Annotated in this window: 28 protein-coding genes and 1 pseudogene; 16 read left to right on the top strand and 13 right to left on the bottom strand. The window is 72.4% G+C overall.

Going from position 1 to position 23,325, the window contains the following annotated elements; translation table 11 throughout:
* Positions 1-78: 78 nt before the first annotated feature.
* Both ACFPIJ_RS29915 and ACFPIJ_RS29910 read right to left on the bottom strand, forming a co-directional pair.
* Positions 79-561: an SRPBCC family protein gene (locus tag ACFPIJ_RS29915; RefSeq protein ID WP_380119740.1), complete on the bottom strand. Its 483-nt coding sequence runs from the start codon at positions 559-561 to the stop codon at positions 79-81.
* Positions 558-881 carry an ArsR/SmtB family transcription factor gene (locus ACFPIJ_RS29910; protein WP_380119738.1) on the bottom strand — a complete coding sequence of 108 codons (324 nt, stop codon included), beginning with the start codon at positions 879-881 and terminating at the stop codon, positions 558-560. The genes ACFPIJ_RS29915 and ACFPIJ_RS29910 overlap by 4 nt, the downstream gene beginning before the upstream one ends.
* An 89-nt stretch (positions 882-970) precedes the next feature.
* Between ACFPIJ_RS29910 and ACFPIJ_RS29905 the strand changes: the two genes are divergently transcribed.
* The 3 genes from ACFPIJ_RS29905 (at position 971) to ACFPIJ_RS29895 (ending at position 3,789) form a co-directional block, all read left to right on the top strand.
* The gene (locus tag ACFPIJ_RS29905; RefSeq protein WP_380119736.1) at positions 971-2,116 is read left to right on the top strand and encodes a diguanylate cyclase domain-containing protein; all 1,146 of its coding nucleotides are present in this window, start codon (positions 971-973) and stop codon (positions 2,114-2,116) included.
* A gap of 68 nt (positions 2,117-2,184) precedes the next feature.
* Positions 2,185-2,490, top strand: coding sequence for an STAS domain-containing protein (locus ACFPIJ_RS29900; protein ID WP_380119734.1), 306 nt, complete (start codon positions 2,185-2,187; stop codon positions 2,488-2,490).
* 66 nt (positions 2,491-2,556) lie between these two features.
* Positions 2,557-3,789: a PP2C family protein-serine/threonine phosphatase gene (locus tag ACFPIJ_RS29895; protein ID WP_380119732.1), complete on the top strand. Its 1,233-nt coding sequence runs from the start codon at positions 2,557-2,559 to the stop codon at positions 3,787-3,789.
* Positions 3,790-3,793: 4 nt separating this feature from the next.
* Here ACFPIJ_RS29895 and ACFPIJ_RS29890 read toward each other — a convergent pair whose 3' ends face one another.
* Both ACFPIJ_RS29890 and ACFPIJ_RS29885 read right to left on the bottom strand, forming a co-directional pair.
* Positions 3,794-4,150, bottom strand: a complete 357-nt coding sequence (locus tag ACFPIJ_RS29890) for a hypothetical protein (RefSeq protein ID WP_380119730.1) — start codon at positions 4,148-4,150, stop codon at positions 3,794-3,796.
* Positions 4,151-4,166: 16 nt separating this feature from the next.
* The gene (locus ACFPIJ_RS29885; RefSeq protein ID WP_380119728.1) at positions 4,167-5,075 is read right to left on the bottom strand and encodes an aldo/keto reductase; all 909 of its coding nucleotides are present in this window, start codon (positions 5,073-5,075) and stop codon (positions 4,167-4,169) included.
* A 72-nt stretch (positions 5,076-5,147) separates the two neighbouring features.
* Between ACFPIJ_RS29885 and ACFPIJ_RS29880 the strand changes: the two genes are divergently transcribed.
* Both ACFPIJ_RS29880 and ACFPIJ_RS29875 read left to right on the top strand, forming a co-directional pair.
* Positions 5,148-6,149 carry an ArsR/SmtB family transcription factor gene (locus ACFPIJ_RS29880; protein WP_380119726.1) on the top strand — a complete coding sequence of 334 codons (1,002 nt, stop codon included), beginning with the start codon at positions 5,148-5,150 and terminating at the stop codon, positions 6,147-6,149.
* Positions 6,146-6,574: an ASCH domain-containing protein gene (locus ACFPIJ_RS29875; protein WP_380119724.1), complete on the top strand. Its 429-nt coding sequence runs from the start codon at positions 6,146-6,148 to the stop codon at positions 6,572-6,574. The genes ACFPIJ_RS29880 and ACFPIJ_RS29875 overlap by 4 nt, the downstream gene beginning before the upstream one ends.
* A 5-nt stretch (positions 6,575-6,579) precedes the next feature.
* Here ACFPIJ_RS29875 and ACFPIJ_RS29870 read toward each other — a convergent pair whose 3' ends face one another.
* Entirely contained in the window at positions 6,580-7,188 is a 609-nt protein-coding gene (locus tag ACFPIJ_RS29870; protein WP_380119722.1) for an HIT family protein, read from the bottom strand.
* An 18-nt stretch (positions 7,189-7,206) separates the two neighbouring features.
* Here ACFPIJ_RS29870 and pyrF point away from each other — a divergent pair, with 18 nt between their 5' ends.
* Positions 7,207-7,968, top strand: a complete 762-nt coding sequence (gene pyrF / locus ACFPIJ_RS29865) for an orotidine-5'-phosphate decarboxylase (RefSeq protein ID WP_380119720.1) — start codon at positions 7,207-7,209, stop codon at positions 7,966-7,968.
* Here pyrF and ACFPIJ_RS29860 read toward each other — a convergent pair.
* Together ACFPIJ_RS29860 and tnpA are read right to left on the bottom strand one after the other, a co-directional pair.
* Complete coding sequence (locus ACFPIJ_RS29860; protein ID WP_380119718.1) at positions 7,913-9,310, bottom strand: nitronate monooxygenase; 1,398 nt, start codon at positions 9,308-9,310, stop codon at positions 7,913-7,915. The genes pyrF and ACFPIJ_RS29860 overlap by 56 nt on opposite strands.
* A gap of 57 nt (positions 9,311-9,367) precedes the next feature.
* Complete coding sequence (gene tnpA, locus ACFPIJ_RS29855) at positions 9,368-9,763, bottom strand: IS200/IS605 family transposase (protein ID WP_380119716.1); 396 nt, start codon at positions 9,761-9,763, stop codon at positions 9,368-9,370.
* A gap of 50 nt (positions 9,764-9,813) precedes the next feature.
* On the opposite strand from tnpA, the gene ACFPIJ_RS29850 reads away from it, so the two are divergent.
* The gene (locus ACFPIJ_RS29850; protein ID WP_380119714.1) at positions 9,814-10,953 is read left to right on the top strand and encodes an RNA-guided endonuclease InsQ/TnpB family protein; all 1,140 of its coding nucleotides are present in this window, start codon (positions 9,814-9,816) and stop codon (positions 10,951-10,953) included.
* 35 nt (positions 10,954-10,988) lie between these two features.
* On the opposite strand, the gene ACFPIJ_RS29845 is transcribed toward ACFPIJ_RS29850, so the two are convergent.
* Positions 10,989-12,251, bottom strand: coding sequence for a hypothetical protein (locus ACFPIJ_RS29845; RefSeq protein WP_380119712.1), 1,263 nt, complete (start codon positions 12,249-12,251; stop codon positions 10,989-10,991).
* Between the two features lie 44 nt (positions 12,252-12,295).
* On the opposite strand from ACFPIJ_RS29845, the gene ACFPIJ_RS29840 reads away from it, so the two are divergent.
* From ACFPIJ_RS29840 to ACFPIJ_RS29815, 6 genes and pseudogenes are all read left to right on the top strand, one after another.
* Positions 12,296-13,243 (top strand): hypothetical protein, encoded by a 948-nt coding sequence (locus ACFPIJ_RS29840; RefSeq protein ID WP_380119710.1) that lies wholly within the window; start codon positions 12,296-12,298, stop codon positions 13,241-13,243.
* A gap of 18 nt (positions 13,244-13,261) precedes the next feature.
* Positions 13,262-13,771, top strand: a complete 510-nt coding sequence (locus ACFPIJ_RS29835) for a P-loop nucleotide/nucleoside kinase family protein (protein ID WP_380119708.1) — start codon at positions 13,262-13,264, stop codon at positions 13,769-13,771.
* A complete protein-coding gene (locus ACFPIJ_RS29830) occupies positions 13,768-14,220 on the top strand; it encodes a hypothetical protein (RefSeq protein ID WP_380119706.1) in 453 nt (150 codons plus the stop codon). Before ACFPIJ_RS29835 ends, ACFPIJ_RS29830 begins: the two co-directional genes overlap by 4 nt.
* A pseudogene (locus ACFPIJ_RS29825) lies at positions 14,210-14,938 on the top strand (phosphotransferase); the annotation flags it as partial. The gene ACFPIJ_RS29830 and the pseudogene ACFPIJ_RS29825, both read left to right, overlap by 11 nt.
* A gap of 26 nt (positions 14,939-14,964) precedes the next feature.
* A complete protein-coding gene (locus tag ACFPIJ_RS29820; RefSeq protein WP_380119704.1) occupies positions 14,965-15,255 on the top strand; it encodes a hypothetical protein in 291 nt (96 codons plus the stop codon).
* A 47-nt stretch (positions 15,256-15,302) separates the two neighbouring features.
* A complete protein-coding gene (locus tag ACFPIJ_RS29815; RefSeq protein WP_380119702.1) occupies positions 15,303-16,535 on the top strand; it encodes a hypothetical protein in 1,233 nt (410 codons plus the stop codon).
* Position 16,536: 1 nt separating this feature from the next.
* On the opposite strand, the gene ACFPIJ_RS29810 is transcribed toward ACFPIJ_RS29815, so the two are convergent.
* Positions 16,537-17,064: a hypothetical protein gene (locus ACFPIJ_RS29810; protein ID WP_380119700.1), complete on the bottom strand. Its 528-nt coding sequence runs from the start codon at positions 17,062-17,064 to the stop codon at positions 16,537-16,539.
* A 100-nt stretch (positions 17,065-17,164) separates the two neighbouring features.
* Between ACFPIJ_RS29810 and ACFPIJ_RS29805 the strand changes: the two genes are divergently transcribed.
* Complete coding sequence (locus ACFPIJ_RS29805; RefSeq protein ID WP_203847366.1) at positions 17,165-17,392, top strand: hypothetical protein; 228 nt, start codon at positions 17,165-17,167, stop codon at positions 17,390-17,392.
* Positions 17,393-17,458: 66 nt separating this feature from the next.
* Here the strand turns inward: ACFPIJ_RS29805 and ACFPIJ_RS29800 are convergent, their stop codons facing one another.
* Together ACFPIJ_RS29800 and ACFPIJ_RS29795 are read right to left on the bottom strand one after the other, a co-directional pair.
* Positions 17,459-17,851, bottom strand: a complete 393-nt coding sequence (locus ACFPIJ_RS29800) for a hypothetical protein (protein ID WP_380119698.1) — start codon at positions 17,849-17,851, stop codon at positions 17,459-17,461.
* Between the two features lie 154 nt (positions 17,852-18,005).
* The gene (locus tag ACFPIJ_RS29795; RefSeq protein ID WP_380119696.1) at positions 18,006-20,279 is read right to left on the bottom strand and encodes an ATP-binding cassette domain-containing protein; all 2,274 of its coding nucleotides are present in this window, start codon (positions 20,277-20,279) and stop codon (positions 18,006-18,008) included.
* 77 nt (positions 20,280-20,356) lie between these two features.
* Here ACFPIJ_RS29795 and ACFPIJ_RS29790 point away from each other — a divergent pair, with 77 nt between their 5' ends.
* Together ACFPIJ_RS29790 and ACFPIJ_RS29785 are read left to right on the top strand one after the other, a co-directional pair.
* On the top strand, positions 20,357-21,022 hold the full coding sequence (locus tag ACFPIJ_RS29790; RefSeq protein WP_380119694.1) for a hypothetical protein: 666 nt from the start codon (positions 20,357-20,359) through the stop codon (positions 21,020-21,022).
* A 5-nt stretch (positions 21,023-21,027) separates the two neighbouring features.
* Positions 21,028-21,735: a hypothetical protein gene (locus ACFPIJ_RS29785; protein WP_380119692.1), complete on the top strand. Its 708-nt coding sequence runs from the start codon at positions 21,028-21,030 to the stop codon at positions 21,733-21,735.
* On the opposite strand, the gene ACFPIJ_RS29780 is transcribed toward ACFPIJ_RS29785, so the two are convergent.
* The gene (locus ACFPIJ_RS29780) at positions 21,710-22,462 is read right to left on the bottom strand and encodes a GNAT family N-acetyltransferase (protein WP_380119690.1); all 753 of its coding nucleotides are present in this window, start codon (positions 22,460-22,462) and stop codon (positions 21,710-21,712) included. The two genes, ACFPIJ_RS29785 and ACFPIJ_RS29780, sit on opposite strands and share 26 nt — an antisense overlap.
* 37 nt (positions 22,463-22,499) lie before the next feature.
* Positions 22,500-23,246, bottom strand: a complete 747-nt coding sequence (locus tag ACFPIJ_RS29775; RefSeq protein ID WP_380119688.1) for an SDR family oxidoreductase — start codon at positions 23,244-23,246, stop codon at positions 22,500-22,502.
* Positions 23,247-23,325 lie beyond the last annotated feature (79 nt).

Raw genomic sequence — 23,325 nt, 5'->3', positions numbered from 1 at the left:
CCGTGGCGGCCGTCGGCGTCGGCTGCCACGCCAGGACGCCGGTGGCGGTGCGCAGGGGTGCACACCGCCATCGGCTCCTCAGTGCCCAGCGAACAGGGCGACGTAGCGGTCGAGGTACAGCGGCCAGCCTTCGTCGCCGGAGACGCCGTCGTGGACGCCCTGCCAGCCGGGGCCGTGCCGGTCCAGGAGGCGGTGCTCCAGGTCCACCCGGGTGCGGTCCGCGGCCTCGGCGGTGAAGAGGACCTCGACCTCGCTGGTGTTGTCCGGGTCGGTCTCCAGCCGCCAGGCGGGGCTGATGTCCCAGCTGAACACGACCCGGTGCGGCGGGTCGTAGGCCAGGATCCTCGCCCAGCGGCACTCGCTGCCGTCGACGCCGCGGTCGTAGATGTGCCCGCCGACCCTGGGCTCGAACACCGTCTCGGCGAGCGCGACGCCGAGGAGGGTGTGTTCCGGCGGTTTGAAGTCGCCGAACCGCTCGGTGAACACGGTGAATGCCCGCTCGATCGATGCCTGCACGATGATCTGCCGGCGGACGACGGTGGTTTCGGCGGTCCCGGTCATGACTGCTCCTCGGCGGGTGGTTCGACGACGTCCTGGTATCCCTCCAGCGCGCGGCGCCAGAAGGTGTCGAGCTGGTCCCGGAGCGCGGCGACGCCGGCCGGGTTGAGCCGGTAGACCCGGCGGGTGCCGGCAGCCTGATCGGTGACGAGGCCGGCGTCCTTGAGCACCTTCAGGTGCTGGGAGACCGCCGGCCGGCTGATCGGCAGGGAGTCCGCGAGCTCGCCGACGGCCTGTGGCCGCTGGGCGAGGCACGCGACGATCGCGCGCCTCGTGGGGTCGCCGAGCGCGTCCCAGCCGTCGCCGGCTTGGTAAGTGGCCACGAACGGTAAGTTACGGCTTACCGTCGTGCCCGTCAAGCGACGGCGCCTCCGTCGCGGCCGTCGTCACCGGCGACACCGACCCCGGCCTGATGAACGTCGCCCAGCTCATCCCGTGCATCCTGGTCGCGTTCAGCCTCCGGCTGCAGGAACTGCAGACCCGCCACCACCCCGGCGACCGGCCGGGAGGGCCGCGGGGCCGGTTCAGCCGGATGCCCTACCTGGCGGTCATCGCCACCCAGATCCTGCTCGTCGCCGCGCTCGCCGGCGTGCGCCCGGACGCCCGGATCTGGGGCGTGACCGCCGGCGTCGTGATCATCACGGTGCTCGTGCTCACCCGGCAGCTCGCCGCCTTCCACGACAACGACCGGCTGCTGACCGACCTGGACCGCAGCATGCTGGAGCTGCGCGACCAGAAGGAGTGGTTCAGCTCCCTGGTGCAGCACGCCTCCGACGTCACGCTCGTCGTCGACGACCGGGACGCCGTCATCTACGCCAGCCCGGCCGCCGGGCGGATCCTGGGGATCGACCCCGAGCAGGCGCTCGGCACGGTGCTCCGCGAACGCGTGCACCCCGTGGACGCCGGCCTGTTCGACGCGCTCACCGCCGGCCCCACCGGCCGGGCCTCGGCCCAGGTGCGGCTCCGGCACACCGACGGCACCTACCGGTGGCTCGACGTGATCGGCGCCGACCTGCGCGGCAACCCGAGCGTGCGCGGCGTGGTGTACAACGCCCGCGACATCACCGAGGCCCGCGCCCTGCAGGACAAGCTGCGCCACCAGGCCACCCACGACGCCCTGACCGGCCTCGCGAACCGTGCCCTGCTCGGCGAGCGCCTGCAGCGCCCCGCCGCCGGCGGCCGGATCAGCGTGCTCGTCATCGACCTCGACGGCTTCAAGGCGATCAACGACGGGCACGGCCACCACGTCGGCGACCACGTCCTCACGACCGTCGCCGGCCGGCTGACCGCGCTGCTGCACCCCGGCGACCTCGCCGCCCGGCTCGGCGGCGACGAGTTCGCGGTGCTGGTCGCCGACCCGCACCCGGCCCGCGTCGACACACTCACCGGGCAGATCGTGGCCGCGCTCTCGGCGCCGATCGACCTCGACGGGCGCCCGCTGCGCGTCGGCGCCAGCGTCGGAGTCGCCACCGGTCCGGCCGGCGACCCCGACCGGCTGCTGCGCGACGCGGACGCGGCGATGTACCGCACCAAACACCACCGCAAAGCCGCGGCCTGACGTCGCTGCCGAGGCGGCGCCACCATATAGGGTCAGCAGGCGCTCGTCGTTTCGCGCAAGGAGGGCCCATGGCACTGTCGCTGTCCACCACCCGCGACGCCGGCATGATCACCGTGACCGTCGCCGGCGCCGTCGACCTGTCAACGGTCGCCGAGCTGGACCAGGCCGTCCTCGCCGCCATCGACGCCGGCCCGCCGAGCGTGGTGGTCGACCTGGCGGCGGTCACGTTCATCGACTCCGCCGGCATCAACACGCTGCTCAAGAGCAGACGCCTGGCGGATGAGCGGGGGCAGCACTTCCGGATCACCAATCCGACCGGAATCGTGCGGGACGTGCTCGACCTGACCGGGGTGCTGATTCACCTGTCCGGCTGACCACGGGGACCGTGGTCGATCCGGCGGGCACGGGACGGGTGCGACACTGGGCAGGCAGCTCGACGGGTGAGGGGCAGGGACACGGTGCCGAAGCGCGGCGGGAAGGCCACAGCCGACAGTGCGGAGCGGTTACGCCGGCTGCAGGCGGTGACCGACGCTGCCCTGTCCCAGCTCGGGCTCGAGGACCTGCTCCACGAGCTGCTGGAGCGGACCCTGGACATCCTGAGCGCCGACAGCGCCGTGGCGCTGCTGCTCGACCAGGACGGCACCTTCCTGGTCGCCACCGCGGCGGCCGGCCTCGACCAGGACCTGCGGCACGACGTGCGGGTGCCCATCGGTCTCGGCTTCGCCGGCGGTGTCGCCGTGCGCGGGCAGCCGGTCGCCGTCGAGCGCTTCGACCATCCCGGCGGCGTCGAGGCGGCGCTGCTGCCGGCGCGGATCGTCTCGGTCCTCGGGGTGCCGATGCTCAGCAGCGGCCGGGTCACCGGCGTGCTGCACGTCGGCACCGCGGCGCCCCGGAGGTTCACCGCCGACGACATCGAGCTGCTGCAGCTGGTCGCCGACCGGGCCAGTCTCGCCACCGAGGCCCGCCGGTCGCACCTGGACCGGGCCGCCGCGGTGGCCCTGCAACGCAGCCTCCTGCCGGCCCGGCCGCCCTCGATCCCGGGCCTGGACGTGGCGGTGCGATACGTGCCCGGCGCCCAGGTCGGCGTCGGCGGCGACTGGTACGACGTCTTCGACCTGCCGTCCGGTCACGTCGGCATCGTCATCGGTGACGTCGCCGGCAGCGGGCTGCACGCCGCCGTGGTGATGGGCCGCATCCGCAGCGCGCTGCGGGCGTACGCCATGGAGACCGACGACCCGGCCGACGTCCTGACCCGCCTCGACCGCAAGGTCCAGCGCTTCGAACCCGACGCCATGGCCACCGCCGTCTACGCGGTGCTCGACCCCACCCTCAGCACGGTGACGCTGTCCAGCGCCGGCCACCTGCCACCGGTGATGACCCATCCGGACCGGCCGGGCCGGCTGCTCGCCCTCGCGCCGGACCTGCCGCTGGGCGCCTACCGGGGCGCCGAACGCCGGGTCACCCGGCTGCCCATCGCGCCGGGCGAAGGCCTGTTCCTGTACACCGACGGTCTCGTCGAACGCCGCGACCAGAGCATCATGAAGGGCCTGCAACGGATGGTCGGCGCCCTGCACCCAGGCACGGCGGACGCCACCTGCGACGCGGCGATGGGGCTGCTGGACGGCACGGCACCGACCGACGACGTCGCCGTCCTGGCCGTGCGCCGCGGATAGCCCTTCAGCCGTCGCCGTCGCCGTCGCGGATCAAGGGGTCCACCAGTCCTTCGGCGTTCCAGTCGCCTTCGCCGCCGGCGGCCTCGCCGGCCGCCAGGAACGCGGCCTCGACCGGGCGCAACCGCTCGATCAGCGCGCCGACCGGGTAGCGGTCGACGAACCGGGCGCCGGCCCGGTCGACCAGCAGCACGGCCAGCGGTTGGTCGCCGCCGAGCGGCAGGTCCGGGTAGACGTCGCCGGTCCACATCGCGGCCGGGTTCTCGATGACGTCCAGGCCCGGCAGCGGCGCGTTGAGCCACGCCTCGAAGCCGGCCCGCGACATCGGCATCCGGGTCGCGAGCAGGTACGAACGACCACCCACGGGTGCGAGGGAACCGTCACCCGTCCGCGTCGAGCCGCGCCAGGTCCTGTGCCGTCAACCGCAGCGCGCCCGCGGCGACGTTGGCGGCGAGGTGCTCCGGGTCGCCGGTGCCGGGGATCGCCAGGACGTGCGGGCCCTGATGCAGGGTCCACGCGATGCGGATCTGCGCCGGGCTCGCCCCGTGCGCCGCGGCGACCGCGCGCACCGCGTCATCCCCGCCGGTGCCACCCACCCCCGCGGTGCCTGCGGCGCGGGCGGTGCCGGCGATGGAGTAGAACGGCACGAACGCGACGCCCAGCGACCCGCACCGCCGCACGAGGCCGGCCTGCTCCGGGCGCACCCCGACGCCGTACATGTTCTGCACGCACACCACCGGCGCGATGGCGAGGGCCTCGTCGAGGTGGTGCGGGTGGACGTTGGACAGGCCCAGGTGCCGGATCAGCCCCGCCTGCCGCAGGTCCGCGAGCGCGCCGAACCGTTCCGCGACCGGGTCGGTGCCCACGACGCGCAGGTTCACCAGGTCGAGCTGGTCCCGGCCGAGCTCCCGCAGGTTCTGCTCGACCTGCGCGCGCAGCTGCCCCGGGGTCGCGTGCGGCTCCCACGCGCCCGACCGGTCCCGCGCCGGTCCGACCTTCGTGGCGATGACCAGGTCGGCGCGGAACGGGGCGAGCGCCCGGCCGATCAGCTCGTTGGCCGAGCGCAGCGCGGAGAAGTAGAACGCGGCGGTGTCGATGTGGTTCACCCCGAGCTCGACGGCGCGCCGCAGCACGCGGACGGCTTCGTCGCGGTCGCGTGGGACGGCGCCGGGCGCGAACGCCTCACCGTGCTGCGGCAGGCGCATCGCACCGAACCCGATCCGGTTGACCACCAGATCGCCGAGAGTCCAGGTGCCCGCGGCCGCCGCGTCGATCATCTGCGAAGTCATGCCGGCAGCTTGGCGGCACGGGCACCGCCGGGCCGAATGATTCAGCCAGGAACGAATCGTTAGGGTCGGGTGATGGAGGAGCTGGCGTTCTCGGTGGCGGACCTGGCCCGCGTCCGGTTCGCGGTCTCGCCGATGTGGGAGGCCGGGCCCAGCTACCGGCTGCTCGCGCGGAGCCGGGCGCACCCAGTGCACCAGGCGTGGATCGACGACGTCCGGCCCAGGGTCGCCGCGGCCGGCCTCGCCGCGGGCCGGCTGGCCGAGCTGATCCCGGCGGCCGGATACGTGCCCGACTTCCTCAACCCGGCACCCGCCGGCGCGACCCCGACCCTCGCCGGCGAACTCGCCGCGATCCGGGCCACGCCGCCCGCGCAGGTCCACCGCGACCTCGACCGACTCGCCCGGCAGGAGGGCGGCCTCGGCACGCGGGCGCGGCGCCTGCACGCCGACCCGGCTGCCGAACTGCCGCTGCTCACCAGCGAGATCGAGGTGTACTGGCAGCTGGCGCTCGCGCCGTACTGGGCGCGCATCCGCGCGGTGCTGGACGCCGACGTGTTCCACCGGGCCCGCCTCGTCGCGGAGCACGGCGCCGGTCACGTCCTCAACGACCTGCACGCCTCGGTCGCGTGGGTCGACACCACGCTGCGCCTGGCCCGCCGGCCGGGTCCGGTGTCCCTTGCCGCCACCGGTCCGGGGCTGCTGCTGATCCCGTCGGTATTCACCGGGCCGGACCTGTTCACCAGGTCGGCGCCGCCGGACCCGCTGCAGCTGGCGTACCCGGCCAGGGGAGCCGGCACCCTGTGGGACAGCCGGCCCATGTCGGGTGTGACCGCACTGGCTGCGGTGCTCGGCCGGGCGCGGGCACAGCTGCTGGCGGAACTCGGTACACCCGCCTCGACCACCGAACTCGCCCAGCGGACCGGCGTTTCCGCCTCCGGCGTGTCGCAGCATCTCACCGCCCTGCGCGACGCGGGCCTGGTCAGCGCGCACCGCGCCGGGCGCCGGGTGCTCTACGCGCGCACGACCGCCGCCGAGGTCGTCCTGGCCGCCGCCGCGGGCACTACGCTGGCCGGATGACCGCCGCCGACCTGCCCGTGTTCCAGTTCGCCTTCCCCGGCCCGTTGCGCGACGCGCTCGTCGCCGCGGTGCTGGACGGGACGAAGACCACCACCACGGCCCTGGCCCAGGACTACGAACTCGACGGCGAGCCGATGCCGGCCGCCGGCGACCGGGCGGCGGTGATCGACTCCGCGGGGCGCCCGGTCGCCGTCATCGAGATGACCCGGGTCGACGTGCTCCCGCTCGGCGACGTCGACGTCAGGCACGCCCGCGACGAGGGTGAGGGCCACGACACGGTCGCCGCGTGGCGGGCCGGGCACGAGGAGTTCTGGCACGGGCCGGACTACCGTGGCTGGCTCGGCGACCCGGAGTTCACCGTCGACGACACCACACCCGCCGTGCTGCAACGGTTCCGGCTCGTCGAGGCGCTGCCCGTCCGGTAGCCGCCTCAGTCGGCGGTGCTCTGGTGGGCGGTGCCGCCGTCGGCGGCGAGGGCGGCGGCCACCTCGGCCAGGACCGCCCGCCACTGGGCCTCGTCCTGCTTGGGCAGCACGTCGTCCCACAGCGTCAGGCAGCTGCCGCGCAGCTGGGTCAGCCCGGCAGGCCGGCCCATGAACCACAGGTGCAGGTGCGCCGCCCCGTCACCGATCTTCTGCGTGTGCACCCGGGCGATCCCACCGACGGACATGATGGCCCGCTCGACCCGCTGCATCATCGGCCCGATCTCGGCGGCCCGCTCGGGCGGCAGGTCGCTCAGGTCGTAATGGCCGATCGGGCACAGCAGCACCACGACGGGGATCGCGGTGGGCCCGCCGGAGTGCCGCAGCATCCAGTGCTCATCGGCCCACACCGCCCGGCTCAGCCCGTCCCGGCAGACGGAGCACGACGCCGGGTCGTCATCGCCGTTGCGCGGCGGCTCCGGCAGCACCGGCGGGTCGAGCGACTTCACCGCCAGGTCGCCGTCGAACGGGAACGTGTCCCAGCCGGGAATGCCGTCGCCGTCGAACGGCACGGCCGGCCCGCCGATGGGCAGGTGGGTGAGGAACCGGTCGGTCATGCCTGTGATCATGCCAGCATGACGACCATGGATCTCACCCGTCGGGTCATCGTCGCGCTGGACTTCGACACCGCCGGTGAGGCGTCGGCGGTCGTGGAGCGGCTCGGAGACGCGTGCCAGTCGTACAAGATCGGGCTGCAGCTGCTGACCGCCGCCGGCCCGGCGCTGGCGACCACGCTCGCCGAGGCGGGCAAGGACGTCTTCCTCGACCTGAAGCTGTTCGAGATCCCGACCTCGGTCGCCGGGGCGGTCCGGGCCGCCGGACGGCTCGGCGCGACGATGGTGACCGTCCACGCCACCGGCGGCTCCCGGATCCTCGCGGCCGCGGTGGGCGCCGCCGCCGAGTTCCCGCGGCTGCGGGTGGTCGCGCTGACCGTCGTCACCAGCCTCACCGCGGCCGACCTCGCCGAGGTCGGGGTGGCCGCCTCGACCGAGGAGCAGGTCACCCGGCTGGCCCTGCTCGCCCGGGCCGCAGGCTGCCACGGCGTCGTCGCCGCACCCCACGACGCCGCACCGCTGCGCCGCCTGCTCGGCTCCGACCAGCTCATCGTCACGCCGGGCGTCACCCTGCCGGCACCGGACCCGGCCGGCACCGATCACGCCCGGCCGGCCCACCCGGTGGATGCGTTCCGCGCGGGCGCCTCACACGTCGTCATCGGCCGCGCCCTGACCCGCGCCGCCGACCCGCGGGCCGTCCTGGCCGCGATCGCCGAGGAACTGCGGATCAGCGGCGACGGAACACGCTCAGCGGGCCATGGACCAGATAGCCCCAGCCGGTGACGGTTCGCAGCCAGGCGTCGAACCACGCCTGCTGCTCGTCGATGGTGACCACGTCGGCGCAGTCGGCCGGGTCGAGCACGTGGACGATGTCCCGGATGCGCATGCGGCGTCCCCGCCGTAGCAGGTAGGTGGCCTCGCCCCCGCTCATGCTGCGTGACATGCCCGTGCCGTGCGCGTTGCGCCGGGCGGCGTTGCAGCACAGCAGGATGCCGTCGGCCTCCAGCCGGCGGCGTAGCGACAGCAGCGACTCGTGCAGGTCGTCGCCGCCGGCCGCCCACTGCCTGCCGTCGGGTGCCCGCAGGAGCAGGTCGTCGTCGGTGCGGATCAGTGTCCACTCGTGGATGCCGTCCGCGGTGCGGACCCGCATCGGCAGCTTCCGGCGCAGGTCGCTCCGGCCGGCCCGGTGCAGTGCCTGCTCGGCCTGCGCCGCCAGGGCGGGCACGAGGTCTTCGGCGGACGGCAGGTCGTTGATGAGGTCCACGGCCTCGCCGGCCCAGACCGGCAGCGGCGGGATCGCGCCGCGGGCCACGTCGTCCTGATACTCCTGCCGGGCGCCGGCGTCGAGCTCGGTCTCCCGGCCGCGCCACCGGTCCAGGTACGGATGCCCGAGCGTCCGCGCCGTGTACCGCTCCGGCCAGCTGGAACCACGGGCGAGGTCGAGGAGCCGGCTGCGTTCGGTGTCCCCGCCGCGCCCGTCGACGATCGCCTTCGCGATCGCGGGGTCAACCAAGGCCTCGCTGGTGGCCTGGAACCGGGTGCCGATCACGGCGCCGGCCGCGCCCAGGGCGAGCGCCGCCGCGACGCCGCGCCCGTCGGCGATCCCACCGGCGGCGAGGACGGGCACCGGCGCCGCGAGGTCCACCACGACGGGGACGAAAGGCAGGGTCGAGCGTCCCCGCCGGGCGCCGTGCCCACCGGCCTCGGTGCCCTGCGCCACGATGACGTCGGCGCCCAGGTCCACCGCGCGGCGGGCCTCCTCGAGGTCGGTGACCTGGATGATGAGGAGGGCGCCCGCCTGCCGGACGAGTTCCGTGAACGGGGCCGGGTCGCCGAAGGACAGCATGACCGCCCGCGGCCGGTGCTGCAGGGCCCGCCGCACGGCGTCGGCGTCGAGCATCCAGGTGAGGAAGCCGATGCCCCACGGCCGGTCGGTGCCGGCGGCGACGATCGGCACCTCCCGGTCCAGCCACGCCCGGTTGCCGTCGGCGGCGCCGAGCATGCCGAGGCCGCCGGCCCGCGAGACGGCCGCGGCGAGCGCCCCGCCGGCCGAGCCGCCCATCGGCGCGAGCATGATCGGATGCCGTACCCCCGCGAGCGTCGTGAACCGCGTCGTCAACGTCATCACCGAAAAGCTCCCGAGAAGCCCCTGGTTTCAGGCATGGGGAGGTAAGGGAGTGCTTTAAACGTTGCGTTGGTTCTCGACATAGTGTTTGACGATCTCCAGGGTCGCGCCGCCCGTTGTGGCGACGAAGTACGAGTTGGTCCACAGGGTCGGCAGCCTGGACTTGAGGTGGGGAAACTCGGCGCGGAGGAGTCGTGAAGACCGACCCTTGATCTGTTTGACGAGGCGATGGATGCCGAACTGCGGATCGCAGACGACGAGCAGGTGCACGTGATCGGGCATGGTCTCGATCGCTTCGATGGGCGAGTCCCGTTCGGCGCACACCTCGCGGATAATTTCTTTGAGTCGAACATCGACCGCGCCGGTGATGACCGGCCGCCGGTACTTCGGACACCAGACCACGTGGAAGTTGCAGCGGTAGACGACGTTGTTGTTCGATCGGACCTCGTCCATGCCGACACTATATAGCTCAATGCTGTATATTTTTCTTTATGAAAGGGGTAGTGCGCTACACCTACCGTCTGCGCCCCGGCGCGACGGCGGAAGCCGCACTGCTCGCCGAATGGGGACGCTGCCGCTGGCTGTGGAACGAGGCCGTCCACCAGCAGAAGACCGGTCGGAAACCCACCTTCGCCAAGCTCTGCAAGATGCTCACCGAAGCCCGCGCCCGCAACGGCTGGCTGCGCGACGGGTCGCAGGTTGCTCAACAGCAGATCCTGCGGACCTACAGCCTCGCTCTGACGCACTCGTTCAAGGTCAAGGGCCGTGGTCGGCCTGCCCTGAAGAAGCGGTCGAAGACGCTGCCCAGCCTCGACTACACGCTGCGCGGTTTCACGCTGAAGGACGGTCGCCTCAGGCTGGCGGGCGGCATCATCATTCCGGTCGTGTGGTCCCGCAATCTGCCGTCCGAACCGTCCAGCGTCCGATTGCTCCAGGACTCCCTCGGCCACTGGTACGCGTCGTTCGTGGTCCGCCACGACCCCGTCGATGCGCCCGAGGTCGACGGGTCGATCGGCATCGACTGGGGCGTCAGCACAACGGCGACCACCACAGATCCCGCCTACAACCTGCCGTACCAGGGCTACCGCAAGAGGTGCGCGGCCGAACTCTCGAAGGCGCAGCGCAAGATGGCCCGCCGCCGCCCACCGCGAGGTCACGCCGCTTCGAAGGGCTACCTGCGCGCGAAACGGCAGGCCGCGAAGCTGCACAAGAAGGCCGCCCGGCAGAACCAGCACACCGCCCGCATTTGGGCCAAGGCCGTCGTCGACAACCATCAGACGATCGCCGTCGAGGACTTCAAACCGACGTTCCTCGCCAAGTCGACGATGGCGCGTAAGGCCGCCGACGCCGCGATCGGTGCGGCGAAGCGGGAACTGATCGAACGTGGCACGCGGGCGGGCCGGAGGGTGGTGCTGGTACCGCCCGCCTACACGACCATGACCTGTTCCGGGTGTTTGACGAGAGCCAAGCAAAGACTCGGGCTGGGTGTACGGATCTTCGTCTGCGAGTCCTGCGGCTACACCGCTGGGCGCGACGAGAATGCTGCGAGGCTCATCCTCGCCACGGTGGAGCGTGACCGTGCTGGCGTTGATGGCGTAAGACATGCAATCACCTCCTCCGGGAGCGGGTTGCGTGCAGCCTGAGTCAGAAATCCCCCGGATTCATCCGTGGGGAAGCGTTAATTGACCTTGCCACGGATCTCGGCCGAGCAGGCCGCGGCGACCGGCGCCCAGTCAGTGCCGAGCAACGCCGGCGCGGCCCACTCCGGAGTCGACTCGTCGCGGACGACGGCCGCGAAGAACGCCAGCATCCGGTCCTCGCCGAACCGGTCCGCCAGGCAGGTCACGGTGAGCAGCGCCAGGCCGAGCCGGGCGAGCCGCTCGTCCTCCGGGGTGCCCGGCGGCGGCCCGTGGTAGGCGACCTCGCCGTCCCAGCCGCCGGCCTGCAGGAACCGTCGCACGGACGGCAGCCGGTCCCGCGTCGAGGAGCCGGCGCGGTCGGCGACGTACTCCGCGAGCCCCTCCGACAACCACCATTCCGGGCGCTGCCCGCGACGCAGGCTCACCACGTGCGTGAACTCGTGCGCCAGCAGGTTCGTCAGGCCCTGCTGGCCAGCCTGGACCGCGATGCCGTGCGTCCACGCGGCGGTCGCGCCCTCGTCGATCCACCAGTAGCCCACCTGCTCGTCCGCGGCGACGTAGACGACGTACCGCTTCGGCGGCGGTTCCCACCGCGCGTACCGGTCGGCGACCTCGGCCGCCTGGTCCGCGGCCGCGACGATCTGCGGCAACTGCCCGGCGACGGAGGCCGGTCCGGCCACGATCACCCGCCGGCCGGTGACGCCTTCCAGGGGCGTCACGTCCCACGGCAGCGTGGTCCGCTGGAAGGTGGTCGCGACTGCTCTGCCGTCCCGGACCGTCCACCGGCTCGACAGCACCATCTTGACGGGTACGCAGTCCTTGTCGCCGAGGCAGTACCCGACCCCCACGTCGATGTTTGCCTCGTCGTCGAGGTCCAGCGGCATGCGGGTCACCGTCGCCGACCACCGCCCCACGCGCAGCGCCCGCAATGAGTGGAACCGTTGCGTGAACTCGGCGTGCAGCGGGGCGTCCACGAACCTGAGGTACGCGGCCAGGTCACCGCCGAGCAGCGCCTCGCTCTGCGCGGCGAGCCCGGCGTCGATGAGCGCCTTCTTCACCTCCGGGGGCGTCTCCGGCTGTGCCGATGGCGCGGTAGTGGTCCTGGCGCTCAGGTACAGCGTCACGAGCAGCAGCACCGGGACACCCGTCGACACCAGCCACCACCACCGCCTTCGTGGTGGGTCGGGTGCCGGCGGCTCGGGCGGTCTGCGGGAGGAGTTCGTGAACGGCAACGGCACGCCGTACCCACCAGCGCCGACGAACTCGACGGGCCGGGGCTCGTCGTCCTCCACGATCTTCACGCGCGCAACGTACTGGACCTGCCGCGAGCCGTACAGTCGCGGACGTGTATTTCGTCTACCGCACGCACTACGAGGGCCCGCTGAGCCTGCGGATCCGCCGGCTGCCGGATCGCGACGTGCTGGACTGGTTCCGGCGCGGCTGGGACCACGACGCGCCACGGGACTGGATCGAGGCGGAGCTCGGCGGTCCGGTGTACGGGCTGGCCTCGATCTTCGAAGCGGCCCGGTCTCACCCGCTGGCTCGGCCGGAGACGGTCGATGAGCTGCGCACGCTGCTGCACGAACACCTCTACGTCGAGGGCGACGCCGACTACATCCGGCTCGACGGACAGAGCCTGCGCGTGCGTACCGACGACGACGAGGTCGAACTGGCCTACTTCTTCCTCCACGACGACCTGGCAACGGCCCGCGCCGACCGGCTCGCCTACCTGCTGCACGGGTCCTGGCCGCTGCCCGGCGACGCACTGCCCGCCGGTGGCGCGGTGACCACCTACGCGGTGTTCCTCACCCACTACGACGGCGAGACCCTGGCCCGGCTGGCACCCCTCGAGTTCCCCGGCGTCGACCTGCCGGGGCTGCCGGGTCACCTGCGCGCGGCCGCGCCGGCCGGCGACTGGCCGCCGGAACTGCTCGTGCTGCGGGCGCTCGTCGCCCCGGACGACACCACCGTCGAACCGACCCTGCGGCGGTGCAACCAGTGGCCGGGCTTCAACCTCAACGACGACCCGTGGCCGGGCGGCATGCCGGACGCGCACGCCGCCGCGTATCAGGAAGCCACCGAGCTGATCGCGGTCGGCGAGTGCACCGACGGGCGGGACCCCGGCGCCTCCCTGCTCCGGGTCGACGAGCACCTCGCCCAGCTGGCGATGCACTGCAACGAGCCGTTCGGGCACCAGCAGTGGTTCCTGTTCGACACGGTCTGGGCGGCGGCGCACCCGGACCTCGCCGCCTCGCTGCTGCGGTACGCCGGACACTGGGATCCGCTCGACTGACTGTGGCAACCTGTGCAGGTGCTGATCGCGATGTGTGGCCTGCAGGGGACCGGCAAGAGCACGATCGCCGGGCAGCTGGCCCGGGAGCTGCCGGCGCCGGTGCTGCCGGTGGACCCGGTCGAGATCGCGCTGTGGGCCGCGGGGATCGACCGGGACCAGCCGACCGGGCTGGCCGCGTTCGTCGTCGTCGGCGCGCTCGCCGGGGCGATGCTCAAGCTCGGCCAGACCGTCGTCGTCGACGCCGTCAACGACGCCGAGGTGGCCCGCCAGCAGTGGCGCGACCTGGCCGCCCGGCACGAGGTGCCGCTGCGGTTCGTCGAGGTCGTCTGCTCCGACCCGGCCCTGCACCGGCGGCGGCTCGAGGAGCGCCGCGACGTCGACCTCGCCGGCGCCGCCGAGCCGACCTGGGAGTCGGTCGAGGCCCGCCGCGCGGGCTTCGAAGGCTGGGACGACGAACGCCTCGTCCTGGACTCGGTCGACCCGGTCGCCGACAACGTCCGCCGCGCCCTCGAGTACGCCCGCCAATGAGCCTGCACTACGAGTGGACGCTGCGGCTGCGGCTGCGCCCCGACACACCCCAGTCGGTCCTGGCCGAACTGCGCTTCCACCTCGGCCTGACCGACCAGCCGCCGGAGCGGCCGGAGCTGGAGGCCTGGCAGTGCCTGCTCCCGGTCCCGGACGACACCATGCCCGGCGGCTGGGCCCGGTCGCTGGAGTCGAACGCGCTGTACGTGCGGATGTACCTGGTCGACGACGCGATGTATGACCTGATGCGCTCCGTGCCGCGCTGGCTGGCCCCGTGGTCGCTAACGCAGGGCTGGATCGGCGTCGCCTATGTGCACCCGTCCGGGGAACCGTGGATGCACTTCTACGTCCAGGACGGCTACGCGTACATCGGCGAACCCGGCGGCGAACTCGGCGCCTTCGACCGCACCGCCCCGCCGTTCACACTGCCCCGGACCACCGGTGGGGAATGACCTCGACACGGCACGGGTGCTGCTCCCGGGCGCCCGGCTGGAGTCGCTGGGCCCGCTGGGCGGCAGCGACCGGTCCCGCGTGCGGCGCATCCGCGCGGACAACCGCACCCTCATCGTCAAGGAGTTCATCGACGCGGGCGAGGGCTGGGCGCGGGAGACCGCGGCGCTGTCCATGCTGCCGCCGGAGGTCCTCGCGCCGCGGCTGATCGCGGCCTGCGCCGACCCGCCGACCGTCGTGATGTCGGACCTCGGCTCCGGGCCGAGCGTCGCCGACGCGCTGCTCGGCCAGGACCCGGTCGCCGCGGCGGACGCGGTGACGGCGTGGGCCACGACGGTCGCCGGGCTGCACCGCGCGACGTCCGGCCTGCGCGCCGCGTTCCGGGACGCCCTTCCCGCAGCCTCGGCGGAGTCGACGCTGCCGGCGGATCTGGACCGTGCCGCCGGCAGCCTGGCGGAGCACTGCGGCGAGCTGAGTGTGGACGTCCCGGTGCACGCCCTCGACGAGCTACGCGCGCTCGGCGACCGTGCCGGCCCCGCCGCGTTGACGCCCGCCGACGCGTGCCCGGACAACAACGTGCGCACCGGCGACGGGATCGCGCTGATCGACTTCGAGAGCGCGCAGTGGCGACACGTGGCGTGGGACGTCGCGTACCTGACCGCGCCGTGGCCGTCCTGCTGGTGCTCGTGGCGGCTCCCGTCCGCCGTCACGCGGCGCGCCCTCGACGCGTATGCGGCGGCGGCCGCGTGCCGGATGCCGCCGCCTTCCGCGCGGACCTCGACGCCGCCACGGTCGGCTGGGCGTTCCTGTCGATGTCCTGGTTCCTGCCCCGGGCGCTGCTCGCCTCGCCGACCACAGCTCCGGGTCCTCCCGCGCCGACCCACCAGGCGACGATCCTGCACCGGCTCGACCAGGCCCGCCACTCCTCCGCGACGCCGGCACTGGCCGAGTTGTCGGGCCGCCTGCACGACACCCTCACCGCCCGGTGGGGATCCGTCCCCCTGCCGTACGCGCCGGCGTTCGACCCGGGGTCCTGACCGGTGCCGCGTGCTGTGGAGATCGTTCGCACTGCCCTGGAGCAGCGATGCAGATGAATGGGACCGAACTGCGGATCCTCGCCGAGGCCGGGATCGCGGTGTTCGAGGACCGGCTGGTGCTGCGGGCACAGCCGCCCGTCACCGACGAGGTGCTCGCCGCGGTGGAATCGCGGTGCGCCGGACCGCTGCCCGGCGCGCTCGTGGCGTTGTGGCGGACCACGTTCGGCGGTCGGCTGTACTACGACCTGCGCGCGGACCTCGGCGGGCACGACGTGGCACTGTCGTTCGCGGAGCTGTTCTACCCGGACAGCGGCGCCTACGACGGCCTGTGGGGCTGGATCGACCACGAGTGCGCGCTGGCCGCGGAGCACCAGCCGGGCTGGTCCGGGCGGCTCGTCCACCTGCCGATCGGCGGATTCGAGTACCTCGACCGGGTGTACGTCCGGACCGCCGAAGGCCCGGACCACGGCGCGGTCGTGGCCTGGCAGCAGGGGCTACCGGCGGGATGGGAGCTGGTGGCCGGCGACCGGGCCGCGCCGCTCGCCGGTGACCTCCGTGCGCTGTTCGGCCGGCTGGCGTTGGAGCGCGACCCGTGGGAGGCCGACAACACCGCCGGCGCCGAGCTGCGCTACGCCGTGGACGACCTGCACGACTCCGGCGACCCGCGGGTCCGGGAATTGGCAGAGAAGCTGCGCCGGCTGGTGCGCTCCTCCGTGCTCGACTGGCGCGGCGCTCTGGACCGCGGCACCCTCATCGAGGAGCGCAGGCTGCGCCGGCTGGCGCTGGAGCGGGCCGCCGCGGCCGACGACCTCGCACTGCTGGAGCGGTTGGTGGCGTCGGGATGCGACCCGGCCGAGGAGGTCGGCGGCGGGCTGACCCCGGTCGACGTCGCGCTGCGGCACCGGTCCTCCACCGTCACCCGGTGGCTCGTCGATCGTGGTGTACCGGTGGGCAACAGCCTCCGGGTCGGCGCTCACGCCGTCGACGCGGACCTTGCCCGGCACCTGCTCGACCGGGGAGCGGCGGTCGACGCGACCGCCCTGGATCGTGCCCTGCACAATGACGACATCGCGGTCGTGCAGGCGCTGGCGGAGGCGGTGCGCCCGGACGACGGACTGCGCCGGCTCGGGCTGCGGCTGCGGCAGCTCGCCGCCCAGGCCGCCCTCGCGGGCCGGCACGCCGCCGCCCGGTCCGATGCGAAGGCCGCCGCGCGGGAGCAGCGCCGCTCAGAGATCCTGAAGGACCTGGCCGGCCGGTTCGACCCGCCCGCTGCCCGCTGAGTCAGCAGACATTGTCGAACGTCAGCTCGCTGCCGACCGGCGTGACCCGCCAGACGGCGCGCAGTTGCGCGTGCCGTTCCATCGTCGCCCTGGCCTCGGCCAGCGCGGCCGTCCTCGCCGGGCCGATCGGATCGAAGGCGAAGCTGGTGTCCTGGATCTCCAGCCCGTCGAGGCCGACCAGGTCCGGTTCGTCGGCGAAGCACATGGTCAGCTCGACCTGCCAGAAATCGTCGTGGCCTTCGTAGCCCTCGTAGGCGTCCTCATCGTCTTCCGGGTCGGCGTCGTCGTGGACGATGAGCTGCCGGGTCAGCGTCAGGGACAGTCGCCCGTCGGTCCACGAGTTGCGGCCCCACTGGATGACGAAGCCGTCGCCGTCCTGGTCCGGGTCGACGCCGTCGACCTCGACGTCCAGGAACTCGCCGAACGCGCGCCAGGCCGCCTCGACATCGGTCACGGCCGCGGGATCGACACCATGGCGGCGCAGGATCTGGGCGAACACGTCCGGGCTGGACCGCCACGGGATGGGCACGGCCCACGGTAGCAACCGCCGCCGTCGTGATCTCGGGTCCGGGCCGTCGACACGTCGAAACTCGCTCGTGTGGGCCGCCCGTCGCGGGGACGATGCGGTGGTGACTGGATCGCCTGAGGGTTTCACGTACCGCGTCCGCAAGAGCGGCGACATCGAGCTGCTGCACCACGGCCGCCCCGCGGGCGTGCTGCGTGGCGCGGCGGCGGCCCGGTTCCTGGTCGACGTCGAGAACGACGATCCGCAGGAGCTGATGGCCCGCCTGACCGGCAACTACAAGCACGGCAACGAACGCACCGCGAAGGACCACCCCCGCAACCGCCGCCGATAACAGCGATCCACCAGGTAGCGGGCATGCACCGGGTTGTTCGGCGACGGTGTGGCACGAATTCTGGGCTCAGGCCGGGCGTATCACCAGATCGACCGCCTCCGGCGCGAGCGGTACGTCGAAGTACGCATCGATGACGCATGCGTCGGGTTCCTGTTCGACGTACATCGTGATCTCTGGGCTTCGCTCGACGTCACCGACGACCAGCTGGCCCGACGCCACCGTGAGCGGCGCCGAGCTGATCGGCGCCTGGCCGCCGCCGCGACCGAGTTGATCGCGCCAGACCCGGACCGTCACATCGGCGAACTGCATGTGCTCGACACTGAACACCACCGCGTCGCGAGCGGCGACGAACTGCCACCCAGGGGGAAACTGCTCGGGCAGATCCTGGAACGTGGAACCGGCGTCGGACACCACCAGAAGACCCCATGGGTAGGGCGCGGTGCCCTGCACGATGAGCATCGCGACCACCGACTTCCGATGTTGGTCACAGCGTGGTTGTCGATCACCTGGGTCGGGTGGACCAAAGAGACCAACGAGGCGCATCTGCCGGGCTGCGCGGCGCCGCGGCGGGCGGTGGATGGGGTCCGCCGCCCGCCTGCGGAGATGGTTGGCGTTACGCGGCGACGTACTTGGCGAGGTGTTCGCCGGTGAGGGTGGAGCGGGCGGCGACCAGGTCGGCCGGGGTGCCCTCGAAGACCAGCCTGCCGCCGTCGTGGCCGGCGCCGGGGCCGAGGTCGATGATCCAGTCGGCGCGGGCCATCACGGCCAGGTGGTGCTCGATGACGATGACGGACTTGCCGGAGTCGACGAGGCGGTCGAGGAGCTTCAGCAGCTGCTCGACGTCGGCGAGGTGCAGGCCCGTGGTGGGCTCGTCCAGGACGTAGACGCCGCCCTTCTCCGCCATGTGGATGGCCAGCTTGAGCCGCTGCCGCTCGCCGCCGGACAGGGTGGTGAGCGGCTGGCCGAGCGTGAGGTAGCCGAGGCCGACGTCGGCCATGCGGTGCAGGATGGCGTGCGCGCCCGGGGACTTCGCGTGGCCGGCGGCGAAGAACGCCTCGGCCTCGGTGACGGACATCGCCAGCACCTCGCTGATGTCCTTGCCGCCGAGCTTGTAGTCGAGCACGGCCGCCTGGAACCGTTTGCCCTCGCACTCCTCGCACACGGTTGCGACGCCGGCCATCATCGCCAGGTCGGTGTAGATGACGCCGTTGCCGTTGCAGTTGGGGCAGGCACCGGCGGAGTTGGCGCTGAACAGGGCCGGCTTCACGCCGTTGGCCTTGGCGAAGGCGGTGCGGATCGGGTCGAGCAGGCCGGTATACGTCGCCGGGTTGCTGCGGCGCGAGCCGCGGATCGCGGTCTGGTCGACGGAGACGACACCGGCGCCCTTCGGCACCGAGCCGTGGATCAGTGAGCTCTTGCCCGAGCCGGCGACGCCGGTGACGACGACCAGCACACCGAGCGGCACGTCGACGCTGACGTCCTGCAGGTTGTGCCGCGTCGCGTTGCGGATCGGCAGCACGCCCTTCGCCTTGCGTGGATCGGATTTCAACGATGCCCGGTAGTCCAGGTGGCGCCCGGTGAGCGTCCCGCTCGCGCGCAGCCCTTCGACGGTGCCCTCGAAGCACACCGTGCCGCCGGTGCCGCCCGCGCCGGGGCCGAGGTCGACGACGTGGTCGGCGATCGCGATCGTCTCCGGCTTGTGCTCGACGACCAGGACCGTGTTGCCCTTGTCGCGCAGGCGCACCAGCAGCCCGTTCATCCGCTGGATGTCGTGCGGGTGCAGACCGACGGTCGGCTCGTCGAAGATGTACGACACGTCGGTGAGGCTCGACCCGAGATGCCGGATCATCTTGGTGCGCTGCGCCTCACCGCCGGACAGGGTGCCGGACGGCCGGTCCAGCGACAGATATCCCAGGCCGATCTCCACGAACGAGTCCAGGGTCTGCTGCAGGGTCTTCAGCAGCGGTGCCACGGCCTTGTCCTTGATGCCGCGGACCCAGTCGGCGAGGTCGCTGATCTGCATCGCGCACGCGTCGGCGATGTTGACGCCCTCGATGCGGGAGTCCAGCGCCGCCTTGTTGAGCCGGGTCCCGCCGCACTCGGAGCAGGCCGTGAACGTGACGGCCCGATCGACGAACGCGCGGATGTGCGGTTGCAGCGCCTCCTTGTCCTTCTGCAGGAAGGACTTCTGGACCCGGGGGACGAGCCCCTCATAGGTCATGTTGATGGTCTCGATCTTGACCTTGACCGGCTCCTTGTAGAGGAAGTCGTGGAGCTCCTGCTCGGTGTAGTCGCGGATCGGCTTGTCCGCGTCGACGAACCCGGACGCGGCGAAGATCCGCACCAGCCAGCCGTCGACGCTGTATCCCGGGATGGTGATAGCACCCTCGGCGAGGGACTTGTCCCGGTCGAACAGCTCGTCGAGGTCGATGTCGTTGGTGGTGCCCATGCCCTCGCACTTCGGGCAGGCGCCGGCCGGGACGTTGAAGCTGTAGTGGAACGCGGGCCCGGCGCTCGGCACGCCGAGCCGGCTGAACACGATGCGCAGCATCGCGTTGGCGTCGGTCGCGGTGCCGACGGTGGAACGGGAGTTGGCCCCCATCCGCTCCTGGTCGACGATGATCGCCGTGGTCAACCCCTCGAGCAGGTCGACGTCGGGCCGCGACTGGCTGGGCATGAACCCCTGCACGAACGCGCTGTAGGTCTCGTTGATGAGCCGCTGCGACTCGGCCGCGATCGTGCCGAACACGAGCGAGCTCTTGCCGGATCCAGACACCCCCGTGAACACCGTCAGGCGTCGCTTCGGGATGTCGACGCTGACGTCCTTCAGATTGTTCTCACGGGCCCCGTGGACCTTGACCAGGTCATGACTGTCTGCGACATGCACCCGGCCACTCTAAACGAGGGGTATGACAAAACAGCCGGGTAGCGTGACCCGGCGTGACCACAGGATCATGGGCGAGGATGCCCTTCGACGATGCCGACGCCGCGTTGCGGCTCACCCGGTTCGAGCGGTTCGACGCGGGCTTCGACACCGCATACGTCTTCACGGGCGACATCCACATCGGCGGAGACTGGACCGGCGGGGGCCTGTTCCGAGGCGCGAACACGGACACGAACGACGAGGACGACGGGCTCATCGCGTTCGTGATCGACGGCGACCTCACCGTCGACGGCACCCTCGACCTCGACGAGGACGCCGAGAAGACCTTCGCCCTCATGGTGACCGGCGCGCTGCGGGCCGACGTGGTCACCTTGGACGCGACCATGCTGTTCGTCTACCGGGGCGCCACGGTCACCCGGCTCATCGACTTCGCCACCACCGACGGCACCCTGTCCGTGGCCGGCACCACCGACTGCCCGCTGATCATCTCCGAGGAGGGCGACCTCAACGTCAACAACACCGGCCACGTGCTGTGCCGCCGCTACGCGACGCTGCCGGGAGCCGTCGAAGCCACCGGCGACACCGAGGCGTTCGACGGCTGGGGCTGGACGGCCATCACGCTGAGCCGCGCCGAGGTGCCGGCCACCTTCGTCACCGGGCTCTACGGCGACGATCACTGGGTCGACGTCAGACTCGCCGTCGAGTGGGCCCGCGAAGGCCGGCCGCTGATGATCACGCAAGGGTGAGGGCGGTGTTCGACGATCTGGTGTGGGAATCGGTGCGCATGTTGGACGCGCACGACGACGACCGGATGCGGGACTGGCTGCCGGAGCTGTTTGCCTTCCAGCGGCAGCACGACGGTTCGATCACGTACTTCCGTGGGATCGACCTGCTGCTGCGGCGCCGGTTCGTGTACCGGTTCCCGATCGACCAGCACCCCGACCACCCACAGCGGCGGGAGTTTTTCGACGCGCTGACGGAGTTCACGACGTTGCGCACGTTCGACGAGGACGCCGAGGACTTCGACGGGTACGACACGGAGCTGGAGGACGGTTACGTCGACCCGCCGCTGCTGTACTGCGACGCCGGCACCGACCTGTGGCGGCGCATGGTCGACGCCGGGCGGCTCGCCGGTGCGGACGCCGTCGCACCACGCCCGGTCGCCCTGATCGACGCGGTGCTGGCCGTCGCCACCGCGGCGGAGCGCGCCGGCGACCGCGAGCTGATCGCGCTGTGGTACACGCTCGGCAGCGGCATGCTCGTGGACCTCGCGGCGACCGTCGAGGAGCTCAGGGCGATCCCCGCGGTCCTGCAGTTGCGGGAGATCGCCCTGCGCACCGACGCGCTCTCGGTGCCGGTGCCGCCCGGCCACCGCCCGTCCGACGAGGAGGTCGAAGCCATGGACGACGAGAGCGCGTCGTGGTGGTACGGGCTCAGCGGGACGACGACCACCACGTAGCCGGTGCCGCGGCGGTGAAGCCGAGGGACTCGTACAGCGGCCGGCCCAGCCGCGAGGCGGTGAGCGTGACCGGCAGGTCCACCAGCTGGGCGAGGGAGCCGAGCATGACCGCCCGGCCCACCCCACGGGACCGGAACGCCGCCGGGGTGCCGACCCAGTAGTGGCTGCCGAACCCGTCCGCCACGACGGTCACGCAGGCCCCGGCGACCGCACCGTCGAGCCGCGCCACGAACACGTCCACCCCCGGCTGCTCGATCAGCGAAGGAGGGAACAGCTCGCCGCCGCGGAAGGGCTCGAACCGGGTCAGCTCGAACCCGGCGATCACGGCCCGCTCGGCGGCGTGCAGGTCCTGCTCGTCGCGCACCTTCGCCACGGTCATCGCCGGTGCCTCCACCGGGCCGGGCCCGCGCAGCATGACCGGCATCTGCCAGGTGCGCATCCCCAGGTGGCCCAGGTCGGTCGAGCTGAACGGGTCCTCGACGTCCACCGGCCCCTTGGCGCGGCCGGCCAGGTCGGTGAGGTCGGCGACCGCGCCGGCGTCGAGCCCGGGCTCCTGGATCAGGATCCGAAGGCCCGCGCGCTCGTCACCGGCGACGGCGAGGAAGCCCGGGCGGCGGATCACCTCGTGGCCGCGGGCGACACCGGTGGCGGTCCAGAAGGCGGCGGAGTTGCGGGCCTGGCGCAGCGGCGCGTCGGCCAGGCCGGCCGGGTCGGTTCCGATGGTCATGACGGTGCGGCGTCCCTCTCCTCTGCCGGGGTCGGCGTCACCACGCTACCGGCCCGTCGGCGCTGAAGAATCCGGCGGTGGGGCCGTCCGCCCCGAGTGTGGCCAGGCACACCACGACCGCGGCGCCCTGGGCCGGGGTGAGGAATCCGGTGTGGTTGTTGCTGTCCGTGTCGACGAAACCGGGCGCGGCGGCGTTGACCAGGATGCCGTCCTTGCGCAGTTCGTTGGCGTACTGGACGGTCAGCGCGCTCAGGGCGGCCTTGGAGGGGGTGTACGCGGCCGACGGCAGCAGCGCCGCGAACGGGCCGTCCGGGGCGCTGGTGAGGGTCAGCGACGCGGCGTGGCTGCTGACGTTGACGATCCGCGCCGCCGGTGACCGCCGCAGCAGCGGCAGCACGGCGTTCGTCACCGCGATCACGCCGAGGACGTTGGTCTCGAACACCGCCCGGACCATGTCCAGATCGACGGAGCTCGGGATCTGGTCCGTGGCGTCCTGGGGTGAGACCTGCCCGGAGCCGGTGATGCCGGCGTTGTTGACGAGCACATCGAGGCGGCCGTGGCGCTCCTCGATCCAGGCCGCGGCCGCCAGCGCGGAGGCCTGGTCGGTGACGTCCAGGACGAGCGCGTGCGCGTCCGCGCCCCGCTCGCGGAGCGCGGCGGCGGCCTGCTCGCCGCGGTGCGGATCCCGGGCGCCGATCAGCACCGTCATGCCCAGCGCCGCGAGCTGCTCCGCGACCGCCCGGCCGATGCCCTTGTTCGCCCCGGTGACCAGCGCGATGTTCATGTCCGCTCCCAGTGTGTTCGGTTTCGTAGGACCAGACACCAGACGTGGCAATGCAGTCGGCTGTGACATGAGGACCGTC

Source organism: Dactylosporangium cerinum, from assembly GCF_042653625.1.
Classification (GTDB): domain Bacteria; phylum Actinomycetota; class Actinomycetes; order Mycobacteriales; family Micromonosporaceae; genus Dactylosporangium; species Dactylosporangium cerinum.
This window is presented reverse-complemented; position numbering and strand designations above follow the sequence as displayed.